The following is a 14,633-nucleotide window of genomic DNA, read 5'->3' on the forward strand; positions in this document are numbered from 1 at the left end:
TATTTGGCAAGATGAAGCTGCGGGACCGCGGCAAGGGGGCGTTATGAGCTTTGGCAAGGGGTGCCATCTGCATCTGATCGACGGGTCGGCATTCATCTTTCGCGCCTATCACGCGCTGCCGCCGCTGACGCGGAAATCGGATGGGTTGCCGATCGGCGCGGTGTCGGGCTTTTGCAACATGCTGCAACGCTATGTCGAGGGCAACGCGGGCGGGGATGTGACCCATGTGGCCGTGGTGTTCGACAAGGGCAGCCACACCTTCCGCAACGAGATGTACGACCAGTACAAGGCCAACCGCGACGAAATGCCCGAGGATCTGCGCCCGCAGATCCCGTTGACGCGGGCGGCGACCGAGGCGTTCAACATCGCCTGCAAGGAGATCGAAGGATTCGAGGCCGATGACATCATCGCCACGCTGGCCTGCCGCGCGCGCGAGGCCGGTGGGCGAGTCACCATCCTGTCCTCGGACAAGGATCTGATGCAGCTTGTGGGGGACGGCGTGGAAATGCTGGACCCGATGAAGAACCGCCGCATCGACCGCGAGGGGGTGCTGGAAAAGTTCGGCGTGGAACCCGATCGCGTGGTGGATGTGCAGGCGCTGGCCGGGGATTCGGTGGACAACGTGCCCGGCGCACCCGGCATCGGGATCAAGACGGCGGCGCTGCTGATCAACGAGTTCGGCTCGCTGGAGGCCTTGCTGGACCGGGCCGAAGAGATCACCCAGCCCAAGCGCCGCCAGACCCTGATCGAGCATCGCGCGCAGATCGAGCTGTCCAAGCGGCTGGTGCAACTGGATTGCGGGATGGACCTGCCCTTCACTCTGGACGATCTGGAAGTGCGCGAGCCCGAGCCGGACACCCTGCTGGGGTTTCTGGCCGAGATGGAGTTCCGCACCCTGTCGAAACGCATCGCCGATGCGCTGGGGGCCGAGCCCCCCGTGGTCATGGACACCGACCCGCGCGGCACCGAAGTGGAGGGTCCGGCCGAGGTGCCGTTCACGCCCGAGGCGTATGAGTGCGTGCGCGACATGGATGCACTGCAGCTCTGGGTCGAGCGCATCACCGAGCGGGGCTATGTGGCGGTGGACACCGAAACCACCGGTCTGAACGAGATGCAGGCCGATCTGGTGGGCATCTGCCTTGCGGTGGAGCCGGGGGCGGCCTGCTATATCCCTGTCGGGCACAAGGCGGGTGGTGCGGATGACCTGTTCGGGTCGTACGCGCTGATCGAGGGGCAATTGGCCCTGGACGATGTTCTGGCGCTGCTGAAGCCCGTGCTGGAGGATGCCGCGATCCTGAAGATCGGGCAGAACATGAAATACGACGCCAAGATCCTTGCGCGCTATGGCATCACCGTCGCGCCCATCGATGACACGATGCTGATGTCCTATGCGATGAACGCAGGGCTGCATGGGCACGGGATGGATGCGTTGGCCGAGCGGTATCTGGGCCACACGCCGATCCCGATCAAGGAGCTGATCGGCAGCGGCAAGGCGCAGATCACCTTTGACCGGGTCGATATCGACACCGCCACGCGCTATGCCGCCGAGGATGCGGATATCACCCTGCGGCTGTGGCAGCGGTTCAAGCCGCAGTTGCACCAGACCCGGGTGACCACGGTGTACGAGACGCTGGAGCGCCCGCTGGTGCCGGTGCTGGCGGCAATGGAGATGGCGGGCATCCTCGTGGACCGCCAGGTGCTGTCGCGCATGTCGGGCGCGTTCGCGCAGAAGATGGCGCAGCTTGAGGACGAGATTCACGGGCTGGCGGGCGAGAAATTCAACGTCGGATCGCCCGCGCAGGTGGGCGAGATCCTGTTCGAGAGGATGGGGCTGGAAGGCGGCAAGCGGGGCAAGACCGGCAAGTATTCCACCCCGGCGGACGTGCTGGAGGATTTGGCGACGATGCATGACCTGCCTGCGCGGATCCTGGACTGGCGGCAGGTCAGCAAGCTGAAATCGACCTATACGGACGCGTTGCAGGATCATATCGATCCCGATACCGGGCGGGTGCATACCTCGTATCTGCAAACGGGGGCCAGCACGGGGCGGCTGGCCTCGACCGATCCGAACCTGCAGAACATCCCGATCCGCAGCGAAGAGGGGCGACGCATCCGCGAGGCCTTCGTGGCGCCCGAGGGCAAGGTCCTGCTGGCGCTGGATTATTCCCAGATCGAGCTGCGTATCCTTGCGCATGTGGCGGGGATCGACGCGCTGAAGGAAGCGTTCCGCGACGGGCAGGACATTCACGCGATGACCGCATCGGAAATGTTCGACGTGCCGATGGACCAGATGACGCCGGACATCCGCCGCCGCGCCAAGGCAATCAATTTTGGCGTGATCTATGGCATTTCGGGCTTTGGTCTGGCGCGCAACCTGCGCATCCCGCGATCCGAGGCGCAGGGGTTCATCGACCGCTATTTCGAACGCTTCCCCGGCATTCGCGGTTATATGGACGAGACGATCGGATTTGCCAAGGAACACGGGTTCGTCCAGACCCTGTTCGGGCGCAAGATCCATACGCCCGAGATCAACGCCAAGGGGCCGGGGGCCGGGTTCGCCAAGCGCGCGGCGATCAACGCGCCGATCCAGGGCACGGCGGCGGATGTGATCCGGCGCGCGATGGTGCGGATGCCGGCGGCGATTGCCGGGCTGCCCGCGACCATGCTCTTGCAGGTGCATGACGAACTGCTGTTCGAGGTCGACGAGGAGGCCGCAGACAAGGTGATCGCTGTCGCCCGCGAGGTGATGGAAGGCGCGGCGGAACCGGCGGTCAGGCTGGATGTGCCGCTGATCGTGGATGCCGGGCGCGGGGCCAACTGGGCGCAGGCGCACTGACGCCTTTCGCCCTGCGCTATGATGCTGCTGGCCCTGCCCCGGCAATGGCCGGAGCCATCACGCAGAGCAGTTCGAACATGATCGACACGCCCAGAAAGGCGGTCCCGCCGCCGGGGTCGAAGGGCGGCGACACCTCGACCAGATCGGCACCGGCGATGTTCAGCCCGTGCAGCGCGCGCACGACCTCAAGCGCCTGGTGACTGTTCGGGCCGCCCACCTCGGGCGTGCCGGTGCCGGGGGCGAATGCCGGATCGACGAAATCGATGTCATAACTGACATAGGTGGGCGCATCGCCGACAATCTGGCGCGCCTCGGCCATCACATCGGCGGTGCCGCGGGCGTGAAACTCTTCGATCGGGATGACGCGGATGCCGACGGACCGGGCGAAATCGCGGTCCTCGCTGTCATAGGCGGTGCCGCGGATGCCGATCTGGACGACGCGCGCGGGATCCAGCAGCCCTTCCTCGACCGCGCGGCGGAAGGGCGTGCCATGGGTGTACATGGTGCCGCCGAAATAGCTGTGAAACAGGTCGGTGTGGCTGTCGAAATGCACCATGCCCAACGGGGCGTCCTTGGCAAGGGCGCGCAGGACCGGCAGCGAGGTCAGATGATCGCCGCCCGCCGTCAGCGGGGTGATGCCATGGCCGCGCAGGTCGTCGAAAAACGCGGTGATGCGCGCCATGCTGTCGGGAATATCGGCGGGGTTCGGCCCCACATCGCCCAGATCGGCGCAATTGACCATCTCGAACGGGCGCAGGCCGGTGACGCCATGCTGGGCGCGGATCATGGTCGAGGCGTCGCGCAACTGCCGAGGCCCGTGGCGCGGGCCGGGGCGGTTGGTGGTGCCGCTGTCCCATGGCACGCCGACAAGGCCAAGCTGCACCTCGGACAGGCGCGGATGATCCAGCGGCACATGCGGCAGCCGCATGAAGCTGGGCACACCGGCAAAACGCGGCAGATCAAAGCCCGAGACGGGGTGAAAGAACGGATCGGACATGGCGCGGTTTCCTTGCGTTGCGTGTTTGGGCGTTGCGTGTTTGGCCTGTGTCGGAGTGGGGGCCAGCCCCCACACCCCCGGAGTTTACCTGGCAAGATGAAGCAGGGACGCCCCTATCCCGTCAAGCGGGCGTGGCGCGTGGGCGGGCCGTCGCCGGCGGCAGAGATGCGGGCGATGGCGGTTTCGATCGGCTCATACGCGACGGCCATGTGATGGGCATTGGCGTGGATCAGCGTCTGCGCGTCGCTGACCCAGGCGACATGGCCGGGCCAGAACATCAGGTCACCGCGTTGCGGCGGGGTGCCCGGCGTCAGGGTCTGGCCAAGCGCGGCCTGTTGCTGGTCGCTGTCGCCCGGGCAGTCGAGGCCGCAGGCGTGGCAGGCGATCTGGACAAGGCCGGAACAGTCGATGCCGAAGGATGCGTTGCCGCCCCAGAGGTAGGGCGTGCCGATCAGCCGTTCGGCCACGGCGACCGGGTCGGGTTCGACGGTGTCGATGGGCGACAGGTGCTGTTCCGGCACAAACAGACCGGGCGCGACCTGCGCCCAGCCCCCGGCGCTGTCGAGCACGGTCAGGCGCGTGCCCATGGGCAGGGGCGTGACATCGCCCATGGCTTTGAGCCCCGGGGTGGATTTGCCATAGCTGCGGGCGGCGGTGATGCGGTGGGTCGGCGGCCGGGGTGGCGCGGCGCTCAGGTCGCCCGCCACGATCCAGCCGACATAGCCGTCGCGCGCGGCCATGCCGAAGACCGCGCCATCGCGGGTGTCGAGCGCCATGAACCCCTCGCCCAGAACCAGTTGCCGGTCGCGCGGGCCGTCGGGGCGGGCCAGCAGGTCGGTCACGACCGCCGTGACGAGGTGCGGCACCGGATCGGCATAGCGCTCGGCCTGCACCCTGCCCCGGAGCGCGGCATCGGCGACATGGCCGTTGCTGGCAAGGCTGCGCCGGTCGGTCACAGGCCCAGCACCCCCGGCAGCGCGTCGAGCAGCGCGCGCGCGCCCATGCCCACGCCGCCCTTGGGCCTGGCGGGGGCGGGGGCCGGTTGCCAGCCGTAGATGTCGAAATGGGTATAGGGCGTGTCACCAGCAAAGCGGCGCAGGAACAGGGCTGCGGTGATCGACCCGGCGAACCCGCCCGCAGGCGCGTTGTCGAGATCGGCAATCCCCGGCTCGATCATCGATTCATACGGGGTGTGGAACGGCATGCGCCAGACCGGATCGGCCACGCGGGCGGCGGCGAGGGTCAGCGCCTGCGCCATGGCATCGTCATCGGTGTAGAACGGGGCCAGATCCGGCCCCACGGCCACGCGCGCGGCCCCCGTCAGGGTGGCCATCGAGATCATCAGGTCGGGCGTGCCCTCGGCCCCCAGGGTCAGCGCATCGGCCAGCACCAGCCGCCCTTCGGCGTCGGTGTTGTTGATCTCGACCGTCTTGCCGTTGCGCGCGGTCAGGATATCGCCGGGGCGAAAGGCACTGGCCGAGACGCTGTTTTCCACCGCCGGGATCAGCACGCGCAGGCGCAGCGGCAGCTTCAGCGCCATGATCATTTGCGCCAGCCCCATCACGGTGGCCGCGCCGCCCATGTCCTTTTTCATCAGCCCCATCGAGGCACCGGGCTTGAGGTTCAGCCCGCCGGTGTCGAAACACACGCCCTTGCCCGCCAGCGTCAGGGTCGGGCCGGCGTCGCCCCATGTCATGTCGATCAGGCGGGGGGGCTGGGCCGCGGCGCGGCCCACGGTGTGGATCAGCGGCAGGTTCTGCGTCAGCAGGTCGTCGCCGGTGGTGACGGTGATGTCGGCGCCGTGCTGCGCGGCCAGATCGCGGGCGGCCTGTTCCAGCGCCTCGGGGCCCATGTCGGCGGCGGGCGTGTTGATCAGGTCGCGCGTCAGGTATTCGCCCGTTGCGATGGCCAGCAGTCGGTCGGCATCGACACCATCAGGGGCGGCCAGCCGGGCCTTGGCGGGGGTCTGGTCCTTGTAGCGGTCAAACCCGTAGCCGGCCAGCAGCCAGCCCAGTGCCTCGGTCTGCGCGGCATCGGCGGGCAGGCCGCAGGCGATGGCATACGCGCCCTCGGGCAGGGCTGCGGCCATGGCTGCCAGGTGGAACCGCCCGCGGGCGCGGGTGGCGGGTGTGCCGTAGCCTGCCAGCACCGCCACAAGCGCGCCGTCGGGGCCGGGGATCAGCAAGTGGGTGCCGAGTGCGCCGGTAAAGCGGTTGGCCGCCACCCAGGCCTGCACATGGGGCGGCTGATCCTGTGCCCATGCCTGTTGCCCGCCATCCTCGACCACGTGGATGGGAAGGGCGGGCGCGGTGGGATCGGCGAATTGCGGCGTCATGATATCTGTCCTGCTTCTGGCGTTTTGCCGCGCAGGTTACGCGCCCTGTGCCCGACCGCAAGCCCCTGCCACGCCTAGACCGTCAGGCCCTGCATGTCCCACACCGCCGTCAACGAGCGTTCGCCCGACCGGAACAGCCGCGACAGCACGGCGGCCAGCGCCACCCGGTCGCCCGCATCGACGCAGGTCGTGACATCGCGCCCCACCCGCGCCAGTGTCGCCATCCCCATCTGATCAGCAATCGCGGCCAGCGCGCGCGCGCCCTTGCGCAACTCGGCCCACTGGGCGGCGCGGTAGTCGCGGTCGATCTGCGACAGCCGTGCGGCCAGTTCTTCCATCGCGCGGCACACCACATCCTCGGCCCCTGACGGCCCCAGCCGGTCATAAAGCGCACCAAGCCTGTCCTGATCGAGGCGGATAACCTCGTCATTCTGCAACACCGTGACCTGTTCCAACATCTCACCCCTTTGGTCTTGCGACCCCCACCGGCCAGAACCTGCGGCCAACACCCTTCCAAAAGGTTTAGACGGATCGGTGTTTCCTCTCGAATTCGCGTCGAATTCGGGCTAAGACGCCCGGCAGGCCAAGACAGGACGGACATTTTCATGCAGCACGCCAAACCCCTGCCAAGCTATCTGGTGCAACGCTATCAGGGCTGGAAGGCCACGACATACAAGGAAAACGAAAGCTGGTACCGCCATCTGGCCGAAAGCGGGCAGCACCCGCGCGCCATGGTGATTTCGTGCTGTGACAGCCGGGTGCATGTCACCTCGATCTTCGGGGCGGATCAGGGCGAGTTCTTCATCCACCGCAACATCGCCAACCTGGTGCCGCCCTACAAGCCCGACGGGCTGCAGCATGGGACCTCGGCGGCGGTGGAATATGCAGTGAACGCGCTGAAGGTGGCGCATGTCATCGTGCTGGGCCATTCCAACTGCGGTGGCGTGCAGGGCTGTTTCGACATGTGCAGCGGCCATGCGCCGGAACTGGAGGAAAAGACCAGCTTTGTCGGACGCTGGATGGATATCCTGCGCCCCGGATACGAGCGCGTGAAAGAGATCGAACCGCTGGAGGCACGGCGCGGCGCGCTGGAACGGCAGGCGGTTCTGGTGAGCCTTGAAAACCTGATGACCTTTCCCTTTGTCGAGGCGGCGGTGAAAAGCGGCAAGCTGTCGCTGCACGGGCTGTGGACGGATATCGGCGAGGGCAGTCTGGAATACTTTGACGTCGACAGGGGCGCGTTCGGTCGGGTCTGACCGCCTGCCCTGAAATCGGCCCGATTTGCCCCTGATCCTGCCGCGATGATCCGCCATCGGTTGGAAAAGTCACTGGATGGGATGGGGACCGGCATGTGCCAGCAGAGCTTTCAGGACCGCCTTGCGCGGATCAGCCAGAATTCGGGTCAGGTGCAGATGCTGGCCGGCACCGTCGATCCGGGTGGCTCTTGCGGGCAAGGGTCGGCAACCGGTCCGGCCCTGAATCGCACAGGCTTTCTCAAAGTGCTGGCGACCGGGGTTCTGATGGTGCCCGTGGGCATGGCCATTGCCCTGTTGACCAAGATCTTTCTTGATCCCGACATCACACCTGCCGCGGTGCATTACCTGCCCTTGCTGGGTTTGGTCGCGGGCAGTCATCTGGTGCTGGCGGGCGCGGCCATCGGCGCCGTGGTGGCGCGGTTCCGCTTGGTCACGCTGAACCACGCGCTGTTGTTCGTGTTCGCGGGCTACGGGCTGGCCAGTGCCGCGCTGGCGGCGACGGTGGGGTAGACCCCGTCACGCCAGCCTTGAACGCGCTCTACCGTACCACCAATTGCTAACGACCGGTGCCCACGTTCGCGGGCGCGACCGCGATGGTCTTGATCACGGCACGGCAGGCTTGGCCCGTGCCCAGCCCCAACGGATATCGGTGATCCGGCCTGCCAGGATGTCGATCGCCGACAGGCCCTGCGCGCGGTCGCGGGACAGGATCGCCTCTTGCGCGGCGACGCGCACGCGGATCGTCGTGCCCGGCCTGCCCTGGCGCGCCGGTGCGGCCACGAACAGCCCGTCGGCGATCAGGATTTGCCCGAGCGCCACACGCGGGATCAGCCGTTCCAAGAGTTTGTCCGACGCACGGCACAGCCAGCCCGCACCGATCCATGCGGCGGACATGGATGCCGCGATCATTCCCTGAATGGCAGGCAGATGCGGCGCGTTTCGGCCATCGGCACGGTCGCCGCGCGGAACGTGAAGGCGGCGGCGCGCATGATCAGGCTGGCCACAAGGTTCACCGCCACCGCCACCGCCACCGCCTCGCGCGCCGAAAAGCGCAAGGTGCCTGCCCTCGCAGGCAGGCGAAAGTCCGCCCCTCCGAGGCCGATCGGCCCGCCTGCCGTGCCGGCGGCGGCGGCGATGCCGAAGGCGAGAACGGGGCGGTTCGGGCGGATCAGTCGGCCGCCCGACCCATGTCGGGGGCGCGCGCAACGTGATCGCGGGCGACCGACATGGATTTCAGGATCGCGTACACCGTGTCGCCCGGCCGCAGCGCCAGCTGGTCGGCCGCGCGGCGGGTGATGCGGGAAAGGATCTCATGCGCGCCCACCGCGACATGGATCATCACCCCCGGCCCCGCGCCGGGCACGACCTTGGTCACGGTGCCCGCCAGAATGTTCTGCGCCGACAGACCCTCGGGCCGCGCACGCGACATGATCACCTCATGCGCCATGATCCGCACCCGCACCCGCGTGCCCGGCGCGCCCTCGATCGTGGGCAGGAACAGGGGGCCGGTCGCGGCATCGAGGCGCGTCAACCCGTCCGGCAGATGTTCGGCCACCGTCGCGGGCAACATCACCGCCACTTCGCGGATGCCCATGGCGCGCAGCGCCTCGGCGTCGGCCATGACCGCGGCGGTTGTGCCCTCGCGCACCACCTGTCCCTTCTCGATCACCACCATGCGATCGGCCAGCAGTTGTGCTTCGTTCACGTCATGGGTGACAAGAACCACCGGCATCTTCAGATGCGCGCGCAGTGCAATGATCTCGCCGTAGAGTTTTTCGCGTGTCGCGCGGTCCACCGCCGAGAAGGGCTCGTCCAGAAGCAGCGCCTGTGGGCGCCGCGCCAGCGCCCGCGCCACCGCAACGCGCTGCTGCTGCCCGCCCGAAAGCTGCCCTGGCTTTCGGTCCGACAGGCCATGCAGGTTGACCAGATCGAGCAGGCGTTCCGCCTCGGCCCGGTCGGGCGCGTCCATCGCAGCCATCACGTTCCGCACAGCGGTCATGTGCGGGAACAGGGCGTAGCTTTGAAACACGATGCCAATGCGGCGGCGATGGGCGGGACGGTTCACCCCGGCCGCGGTATCGAGCCACGGCACCCCGTCCACCCTCACCCGTGCCGCCTCGGGCCGCCAGAGCCCGGCAATCGTGCGCAAAAGGGTCGTCTTGCCCGACCCGGAATGGCCGACCAGCGCCAGCAGTTCGCCCGGCTCCACCCGGAAGGCCACGTCGAGCGGAATGGGCGCCAAGGCCCGCGCCATCACCTCCAGCGCCATCAACCAAGCCTCCGCCCGACACGGGACGACAGCCAGAATGTCACCGCGATGGTGAACAGGCTGATCGCCACCAGCACCGCCGACATGATCGCGGCGCCGCGGTCGTCGAACCCCTGCACCCGATCGTAGATGGAAATGGCGATGGTCTTGGTTTCGCCGGGGATCGACCCGCCGACCATCAGCACGATGCCGAACTCGCCCAGGGTGTGCGCGAAGGTCAGCACCATGGCCGTCATCAGCCCCGGCCAGGCCAGCGGCAGCTCTACTGCCCACAAGGAGCGCAACGGCGACATCCCGCAGCAGCTGGCCGCCTCGCGTACCTCGGCGGGGATCGCCTCGAACCCGCGCTGCGCGGGCTGAATCGCGAAGGGCAGGTTGAAGATGATCGAGGCCACCACCAGCCCTTCGAAGCTGAACACGAGCTGGTGGCCAAAAAAGCTCTGCCACAGGTCCCCCACCCGAGAGTTCCGACCGAACGCCACCAGCAGATAGAACCCGAAGACCGTGGGCGGCAGGACCAGCGGCAGCATCACCAGCGCCTCGACCAGACCCTTGGCGCGGAACTGGCGATAGGCCAGCACGCGCCCCATGATGACCGCGACCGGCAGAAGGAACGCAACCGTCCATCCCGCCAGCCGCAGCGACAGCCAGAGCGCCGTCCAGTCCATGCGTCACTGGCCCTCGGGCACGACAAATCCGTAGCGCGCCATGATCTCCAGTGCCGAAGGTTCCATCATGTAGGCATAGAACGCCTCCGCCACCGGCCCTGCATTGTTCAGAAGTGCCATGCGCTGCCGCAGCGGTTCGTGCCAGTCCTCGGGGATCAGTTCAAACGTGCCCTGCGGGGCGACCTGCGGGGCGAGCGCCAGCGAATAGGCGATGATGCCCCCTTCCGCATTGCCCGACAGCGCGAACTGCGCGGCCTGGCTGACATTCTCGCCCAGCACCATGAAGGGTTGCAGATCCTCCCAGAGCCCGCGGGTGATAAGCGCCTCGCGAGCACGCATGCCATAGGGGGCATGGTCGGGGTTGGCGATGGTGAAGCGGGTGATCTGGCCTGCTGCCAGCATTTCAGCCAGATTGTCGAGCTCGGCGTCAGGCGTCAGGGTGGATCCATGCGGCACCATGATGGCGACGCGCCCGATGGCGTAAAGGTCGCCTTTGTCGCGGGTGAGCCCGTCAGCGTGCAGGTCGGCGATGAACTGCTCGTCTGCGGCCATGAAGATCTGGAACGGGGCGCCCTCGCGAATCTGGCGGGCGAAATTTCCGGTCGAGCCCATCGAAAGCCGCACGCGCATGCCGGTCTCGGTCTCGAAGGCGGCTGCAATCTCTTCCACGGCGAATTGCAGATCGGAGGCTGCCGCAACCACCGGCGCATCGTCCCGGGCTGCGGCCGGACCGACGGTGAGACTGATCGCGGCAATCGCCGACAGGACGGATCGGCGGTTCGGAAGGGTCGGCATCGGCATCTCCCAAAAGATATGTATCTCGAAACATATCGCAGGAGGCCGACATATCGGTCAATCGTTATTTTTCTTTGGGAATATCCCGAAGCATTGACCGCATCTCATCGAGTCGCGCGGCACCGCCCGCTGCGGCCTCCGCTTCGAAAGCCCGATAAAGGTCCAGGACGGTCCGCCCCGCCTCCGTCAGCACCGCGCCACCACCGCCGGGCCCACCGCGTGTGCTGTCCACAAGGGGGTCGCGGAACATCGCGTTCAACGTTCCAATCAGTTGCCAGGCGCGCTTGTAGCTCATGCTCATTTCGCGACCGGCCGCGGCGATCGATCCTGTCCGTTCAATGCGCTCCAGCAGTTCGGCCTTGCCGGGGCCGATCATTTCCGCGTCGCCGAAGACGATCCGGATGCGGAGAAATGGGCGTTTGGTATTTTCATCCATATCCCTACTATCGTGGAGCGCCTCGGCTGGATGCAAGAACAATCATGCCGAAGCAGACGACACGAAACAGCGCGAAAGCATGCTCAATTGCATGCCCGCGCCTGATCCCGCATGACGCTGTAGTCGACGAGCATCTTGAACTGATGCGGTGGATGCCCCCACCCGCCGGCATCGGATACCATGACGGTTCTATATTCGCTTAGTGGAGGGCACATCGATGACATCAAAGATCAGTATTTTGGCAATCGACTTGGCAAAAGGCAGCTTTCAGGTCTGTGCTGTTGGACCAGATGGGGCGGTTGTCTTCAGCCTGCCCAATGCCCGGAGCGCAACCCTGCCTGTCGCCTGGTTCGCCGATGACCTGCGCGCTGGGGTGAGCGTCAGATCGGCCAGCGCGCCCGCCGCTGACGTTGGTGCGATTGCCTCGCCTTGCGCCACAACGCTTGCCGTCGCGGTCAGAAGCCCCGCACGGCCCATCTGCCAGCTCAGGCTGTCGAGCTTGCAGCCGGCATACATCGCATAGCGTGGCAGCTCGGGCATGCCGGTCTCAATTGCAAAGGATGGCAGGTTCCAGCTGCCTGACTGGAAGTTGTGTGTCTTGCTGGTGGTTCCAGCAGTGGTGGGGGCGCCAAAGGCGGCCTTGAGCCAAAACCCGATTGAGGCCGCATCAATCGGAATGACGATATTGCCGTCTGCCGTGACCGCGTCCTTGGTCGGGGCCAGCGGGTCGCGGCCATAGCCCAGCAGTTCCGAGGCCAGCAGTGGCTGTTCTGCCCCCAGCGTGGTGCTGGCAAACGGCATGCGTGTAAAACCGCTCGCGGGCGGCGTGCCATAGGTTGTCTCGAACGCCAGCGCCATTTGCGCGCGCGCCCCTTGGGCTCGTGCCATCGTGAACTCCTTTTCTCACTGAATTGTCCGTGTTGTGTGGCACGCGATTGCACCTGCAATCGGAGCGGGGCGTGGTCGCGCAGCTGTGCCTCAAATATTTTGCGAATGCGCCATAATCGTTTTGCCAGCTTGACCGCTGCGCATAAATGCAAACACTTAAGCCAAGACTTTTAGAAGGCCGTTAAATCCATGTTCGCTAAATCACAAGATAACTCCCAAAACTCACCCTCCCCGCTTTCCAGTGCGGAGGCAGCGGCCAGTAACACCCGTCGATCCGTGCTGCACGAGGGCATCACTATTAAAGGTGAATGGACAAGTGACGGTATTGTGGACTTCGGTGGTACATTTGAAGGCGATCTGACCGTCGATACATTGGTCCTTGCCAAGACTGGCAAAATCAAGGGCAATGTCCGAGCCCGCAGTGTAACAATTGAGGGTCGTCTTGAAGGCACAATCTCGGCCATCTCAGTAGCACTTAAGACGTCTGCACAAGTGACGGCCGATATCGTCGCGCAAAAGCTGGTGATTGAATCCGGAGCAACTATTGAGGGTCATGTCGCCTCTCGATCCGCCCAAACACCAGATCAAGAGAGCGGATCACCCACTGCGTAATGCAGTATGATCGGGATGATCGCCGCTTTGATGGCGGCACTTCCCTCGACAGCCAGATCGACAGGCTCGGGCGCTTCAGCCTCCACCCAGTCGCACAACCCGCGCAGGGTGCGGTCGGCTGAGATGGCCGCACCGATCCGCCCGATCAGCCGGTCGAAGCGCGTATCACGCTCATCGCCCGTTTGCACGATCACCTCAAGCTCCGCGCGGTGCTGGTAATGAAAAATCAGCGGCGACAGCGTCACGCCGGGCTCGCCCGGGTTGCCGTCGCGCAGGATCATCAGACCGCCAGGTGGGATGCGCTCGGGCAGGACTTCACCGCGCAGCATCGGCACATGCGGTACCGTGCGCAACAGGTCCGCCAGGGCGGTGAGGATGGTTTCGCGGGGGGAGGGCATTATTATTCCGGTGTTTTATGTTGGAGCAAAGCAGGACCAATCTCGCAAAACGAAGGCTGCATATTTTGGCGTCATTGGCCGTCTTGATATTGCCGAGGATGTTGTTGACGCGGCATGAAGCTGGGACGCTTCGGAGTACTCGGATCGTTGAACACTGGCTGTCGTGGAAACTGACCTGTCAGTGCATGGCTTGTAAAAACATCTGTGACAAAACCATGCCGCTTGGCAAATTCACCGGCTTCCAAGAGAGTTAGCTTCTCAATGGCAGCAATATGTACCGCAGATCCAGCAACAACCCAATCGACGCAAATCGCATCTTTGGTCAGTTGCGTCACGCCACAGATGTAATCGACGATCTGGTGTTCTGAGAGCTCCACCACGCGATCGACGTGCAGTGTCTTGTAAAGAACATGCTCACGCGGAACCACAATTGTCGTCACAATTGGTGGCTTTGATAATCTGGCGGCCAGACCATGCAAGGCGGCCATTTGAGGGTCTAAGTTTCGGCTTGACGGTGTCACGTCACCGATCACACAAGGTTGCCCATGTAAGTCGAACAGCAGCCTGATCGCCTCTGCTGACAACTCCAGAGTGAATTTCGGCAAAACAAAGACCCCGCTTGCTTGCTTGCTGTTCTGCATCAATAATCGTGTCGAATTGCCGCTTGTCGAACGATTGCCTTATTTTACCCGTGACTCAATCGATGTGGTCAAGTTCAGGCGCAGGGCGCTGAACACAACAGACGTTGGCAAGCAGGCTAAGTTATATTTTATCGTCATTTTTTGGAAATAGCATGGTATTCATAGCGAAGAAGTAAGGCGTATTTCGTCATCCACCGGGAAAGCTTTGCGTGTAACAGGTAACAGGACGGTGTAGCCGCGCCTTTCTGTGATCAAAAAGGATACAGAGACATGAGCGACACAGCAAAGCGCGTCAGAAAAGTCATTGCCGCAAAGTTTAACATGGATGAAGCAGACCTTGTGTCTGAGGCATCTTTCGTCGCCGACCTCGGCGCTGACAGTCTGGATATCGTCGAAATCTCCATGGCCATCGAAAAAGAGTGGCTATTTCGCGGTTTGTGTGGGTGGTTTGGTTTCCGGTCATTTGCTTGAGGCACAAGATGTTGTGCGGTAGGGTGATGCC

At 64.8% G+C, this 14,633-nt stretch carries 18 protein-coding genes; 5 read left to right on the top strand and 13 right to left on the bottom strand.

The features are described from left to right. Positions 1 to 43: 43 nt before the first annotated feature. Positions 44 to 2,836, top strand: coding sequence for a DNA polymerase I (gene polA / locus ACFTOW_RS18480; RefSeq protein ID WP_379918498.1), 2,793 nt, complete (start codon positions 44 to 46; stop codon positions 2,834 to 2,836). Positions 2,837 to 2,852: 16 nt separating this feature from the next. Here polA and speB read toward each other — a convergent pair whose 3' ends face one another. The 4 genes from speB to ACFTOW_RS18500 form a co-directional block, all read right to left on the bottom strand. Continuing rightward, entirely contained in the window at positions 2,853 to 3,833 is a 981-nt protein-coding gene (speB, locus tag ACFTOW_RS18485; RefSeq protein WP_379918500.1) for an agmatinase, read from the bottom strand. Positions 3,834 to 3,946: 113 nt separating this feature from the next. After that, entirely contained in the window at positions 3,947 to 4,789 is an 843-nt protein-coding gene (locus ACFTOW_RS18490) for a C40 family peptidase (RefSeq protein ID WP_379918502.1), read from the bottom strand. Continuing rightward, positions 4,786 to 6,168, bottom strand: a complete 1,383-nt coding sequence (locus ACFTOW_RS18495) for a leucyl aminopeptidase family protein (RefSeq protein ID WP_379918504.1) — start codon at positions 6,166 to 6,168, stop codon at positions 4,786 to 4,788. The genes ACFTOW_RS18490 and ACFTOW_RS18495 overlap by 4 nt, the downstream gene beginning before the upstream one ends. Before the next feature lie 74 nt (positions 6,169 to 6,242). Further along, positions 6,243 to 6,626, bottom strand: a complete 384-nt coding sequence (locus ACFTOW_RS18500; RefSeq protein ID WP_379918506.1) for a hypothetical protein — start codon at positions 6,624 to 6,626, stop codon at positions 6,243 to 6,245. A gap of 147 nt (positions 6,627 to 6,773) precedes the next feature. On the opposite strand from ACFTOW_RS18500, the gene ACFTOW_RS18505 reads away from it, so the two are divergent. Beyond that, complete coding sequence (locus tag ACFTOW_RS18505) at positions 6,774 to 7,424, top strand: carbonic anhydrase (RefSeq protein ID WP_379918508.1); 651 nt, start codon at positions 6,774 to 6,776, stop codon at positions 7,422 to 7,424. A gap of 60 nt (positions 7,425 to 7,484) precedes the next feature. After that, positions 7,485 to 7,934, top strand: coding sequence for a hypothetical protein (locus ACFTOW_RS18510; protein ID WP_379918510.1), 450 nt, complete (start codon positions 7,485 to 7,487; stop codon positions 7,932 to 7,934). A gap of 93 nt (positions 7,935 to 8,027) precedes the next feature. Here ACFTOW_RS18510 and ACFTOW_RS18515 read toward each other — a convergent pair whose 3' ends face one another. From ACFTOW_RS18515 to ACFTOW_RS18545, 7 genes are all read right to left on the bottom strand, one after another. After that, positions 8,028 to 8,333 (bottom strand): hypothetical protein, encoded by a 306-nt coding sequence (locus ACFTOW_RS18515; protein ID WP_379918512.1) that lies wholly within the window; start codon positions 8,331 to 8,333, stop codon positions 8,028 to 8,030. Continuing rightward, on the bottom strand, positions 8,330 to 8,479 hold the full coding sequence (locus tag ACFTOW_RS18520; protein WP_379918514.1) for a hypothetical protein: 150 nt from the start codon (positions 8,477 to 8,479) through the stop codon (positions 8,330 to 8,332). The genes ACFTOW_RS18515 and ACFTOW_RS18520 overlap by 4 nt, the downstream gene beginning before the upstream one ends. 113 nt (positions 8,480 to 8,592) lie before the next feature. After that, a complete protein-coding gene (gene modC, locus ACFTOW_RS18525; protein WP_379918516.1) occupies positions 8,593 to 9,693 on the bottom strand; it encodes a molybdenum ABC transporter ATP-binding protein in 1,101 nt (366 codons plus the stop codon). Then, positions 9,693 to 10,361: a molybdate ABC transporter permease subunit gene (modB, locus tag ACFTOW_RS18530; protein WP_379918518.1), complete on the bottom strand. Its 669-nt coding sequence runs from the start codon at positions 10,359 to 10,361 to the stop codon at positions 9,693 to 9,695. Before modB ends, modC begins: the two co-directional genes overlap by 1 nt. A 3-nt stretch (positions 10,362 to 10,364) precedes the next feature. Then, positions 10,365 to 11,156, bottom strand: a complete 792-nt coding sequence (modA, locus tag ACFTOW_RS18535; RefSeq protein WP_379918520.1) for a molybdate ABC transporter substrate-binding protein — start codon at positions 11,154 to 11,156, stop codon at positions 10,365 to 10,367. Between the two features lie 64 nt (positions 11,157 to 11,220). After that, positions 11,221 to 11,592, bottom strand: a complete 372-nt coding sequence (locus ACFTOW_RS18540; RefSeq protein WP_379918522.1) for a winged helix-turn-helix domain-containing protein — start codon at positions 11,590 to 11,592, stop codon at positions 11,221 to 11,223. A 267-nt stretch (positions 11,593 to 11,859) separates the two neighbouring features. Then, on the bottom strand, positions 11,860 to 12,480 hold the full coding sequence (locus ACFTOW_RS18545; RefSeq protein WP_379918524.1) for a phage tail tube protein: 621 nt from the start codon (positions 12,478 to 12,480) through the stop codon (positions 11,860 to 11,862). A gap of 189 nt (positions 12,481 to 12,669) precedes the next feature. On the opposite strand from ACFTOW_RS18545, the gene ACFTOW_RS18550 reads away from it, so the two are divergent. Beyond that, a complete protein-coding gene (locus tag ACFTOW_RS18550; RefSeq protein ID WP_379918526.1) occupies positions 12,670 to 13,092 on the top strand; it encodes a bactofilin family protein in 423 nt (140 codons plus the stop codon). On the opposite strand, the gene ACFTOW_RS18555 is transcribed toward ACFTOW_RS18550, so the two are convergent. Further along, complete coding sequence (locus ACFTOW_RS18555) at positions 13,065 to 13,490, bottom strand: acyl-CoA transferase (protein WP_379918528.1); 426 nt, start codon at positions 13,488 to 13,490, stop codon at positions 13,065 to 13,067. The genes ACFTOW_RS18550 and ACFTOW_RS18555 overlap by 28 nt on opposite strands. 71 nt (positions 13,491 to 13,561) lie before the next feature. Beyond that, positions 13,562 to 14,131, bottom strand: a complete 570-nt coding sequence (locus ACFTOW_RS18560; RefSeq protein WP_379918530.1) for a hypothetical protein — start codon at positions 14,129 to 14,131, stop codon at positions 13,562 to 13,564. Positions 14,132 to 14,401: 270 nt separating this feature from the next. Here ACFTOW_RS18560 and ACFTOW_RS18565 point away from each other — a divergent pair, with 270 nt between their 5' ends. Next, positions 14,402 to 14,602, top strand: coding sequence for a phosphopantetheine-binding protein (locus ACFTOW_RS18565; protein WP_379918532.1), 201 nt, complete (start codon positions 14,402 to 14,404; stop codon positions 14,600 to 14,602). Positions 14,603 to 14,633: the final 31 nt, after the last annotated feature.

Origin of the sequence: Lacimonas salitolerans (assembly GCF_042677865.1) — a bacterium.
Classification (GTDB): Bacteria; Pseudomonadota; Alphaproteobacteria; order Rhodobacterales; family Rhodobacteraceae; genus Lutimaribacter; species Lutimaribacter salitolerans.